Origin of the sequence: Helicobacter cinaedi CCUG 18818 = ATCC BAA-847, from assembly GCF_000155475.1 — a bacterium.
Lineage (GTDB): Bacteria > Campylobacterota > Campylobacteria > Campylobacterales > Helicobacteraceae > Helicobacter_C > Helicobacter_C cinaedi.
Genome location: NZ_DS990397.1, coordinates 11,273 through 12,701 on the forward strand (window position 1 = coordinate 11,273; position 1,429 = coordinate 12,701).

Annotated in this window: 1 protein-coding gene and 1 pseudogene; both read right to left on the minus strand. The window is 31.6% G+C overall.

What is annotated here, in order from left to right:
* Positions 1 to 714, minus strand: a pseudogene (locus HCCG_RS12295) (ribonuclease domain-containing protein); the annotation flags it as partial.
* A complete protein-coding gene (locus HCCG_RS10830; protein WP_002957591.1) occupies positions 714 to 1,394 on the minus strand; it encodes a hypothetical protein in 681 nt (226 codons plus the stop codon). The gene HCCG_RS10830 and the pseudogene HCCG_RS12295, both read right to left, overlap by 1 nt.
* Between the last annotated feature and the right edge of the window lie 35 nt (positions 1,395 to 1,429).

Consider the following 1,429-nt stretch of genomic DNA (forward strand, 5'->3'; position numbering starts at 1 on the left):
GGTGTTCATTAAAATACCTGCGATAAGTGCAGAAATTCCACCAATAACAATTAAAGCAGGAGCTGAAGTTAAGCCTAAGGTTGAGGCAAGGATAAGAGAGATTCCAGAGGCAAGTAACATTTCAATCACTAATCCTGCACCTGTTTTAACTATATCTCCATCATTGTTCCCATAATTATAAGTAGCAGATACAGAAATACCCTCTACTTTAAAGACATATTTAAGTGCTTTTATTTTCTTTGAAAATCCTTGCTCTATTGCTAGTTTTGCAACCCGCTTTGCTCCCTCTTCCATTGCCCCAAACACTCCACTTATTCCACTCATTAGTGTATCTGCAAAATTGCCTTTGTATTGTGAATAATAATGGATTGTATCAAGTAAAGTATTAAAGATTTCAGATTCTAAGCTTAGAGATAATTCTTGAGTTTGCGTATTATAATCTGCAATGATAATATAAGAAGCATTTTTATCTTTAAGATTGTCATAATGAATAACATTGAGTTCTTTTGCTAAATCAATCTCTAATCTATGGGCTAATTCATAAGCTAAATCTCTATCCTTTTGATAACGAACTTTTAAGTCATTAATAACTTGTTCTCTTTGTCCTTTATCAAGTAAGGCTTTTAATCTTCTATATTCTTTTTGAGGGAAGTTTTCATCGCCATATACTACACTTGGGGATAATTGGATATTGCGTATAGAATCTTGTGGCATTAGATGTCCTTATAGCCTAAATCTTTTATCTTATCTTTTAATTCTGCATCACTGATTGTTATGCCTTGAGATTCTAAAGCCTCTTTGGTTTTTTGGCGAATGAAGTTGAGTAGTTTTTCTCGTTCTTGATTTGTCATATATTCATCGCATAAAAATACTTTATGATAATGCTTAGGCATAAAAATCAAATTAAAATACCTATAATTTTTACTCGGTGCTTGGTGATTCAAAAAATAATAAACAAAACAATTAGACCTTTCTAAAAATGGTCTTGGAGTATAGTATTTGACTAATCCCACTTCCCCAAATCTAAAGAATCCTTTTTGTATTCTAAACCAATTCCTTCTCTCAAAGCCTATGCCTTGATTGGTAATGTAGATTTTGTTTTTGCGATAGTAAAATACTTGGCGATACGCATCTATAACCGAATAGAAAATGGCAATATAGAGCAAAAATATCAACCAAGACTTTGGGCTATAAAATACAGCAATCAATACAAGAATAGGATTTTCGTCTGCGAATATTTTACTTATCATTATTGGGAATGCTATAAGAATGAATAGAGAAACTAAAAAAATTAATATATAAGAAATCCAATCCAATATAAACACATTATGCCTTATCTCATACAGAATCTCCTCTCCAAACTCATCAACTCTTATATCTTGTTTTTCATTCATATTCTTGCTCCATTAACACTTCGTGCTTGAAATAA